This window comes from Microvirga sp. HBU67558, from assembly GCF_018069605.1.
Taxonomy (GTDB): Bacteria; Pseudomonadota; Alphaproteobacteria; order Rhizobiales; family Beijerinckiaceae; genus Microvirga; species Microvirga terrae.
The window spans coordinates 1-238 of the sequence record NZ_JAGPUP010000031.1 but is presented as its reverse complement, the minus strand read 5'-3'; the positions used below and the strand labels follow the sequence as shown (position 1 = coordinate 238).

The 238-nt window shown below is 63.9% G+C and carries 1 protein-coding gene; it reads right to left on the bottom strand.

Translation table 11 applies throughout. The annotated features are described in order from the left end of the window. On the bottom strand, positions 1–167 hold a 167-nt coding region (locus tag KBI52_RS33735), incomplete at its 3' end, for an alpha/beta fold hydrolase (RefSeq protein WP_371823079.1). Between the last annotated feature and the right edge of the window lie 71 nt (positions 168–238).

The window sequence follows — 238 nt, the reverse complement described above, 5'->3', positions numbered from 1 at the left end:
GGCGAGCGGCCGAAGCCGGGAAGGTCGATGCACAGGCACCCGTATTCGCGCGACAAATCCCCGGCCACGTGAACCCAGGACCGTAGGGAGCCGGCGAAATAGTGCAGAAACACCAAGGCCGGCAATCCGGCGCCCTGGTCTTTGTCATTAAGGATTGGCACGCTCATATTCTCACCGTCGGCCGCTCACGCCCTCGTGGCTGCATGTCACGCGCACGGAAGGCGCCTGTTAGCGGCTC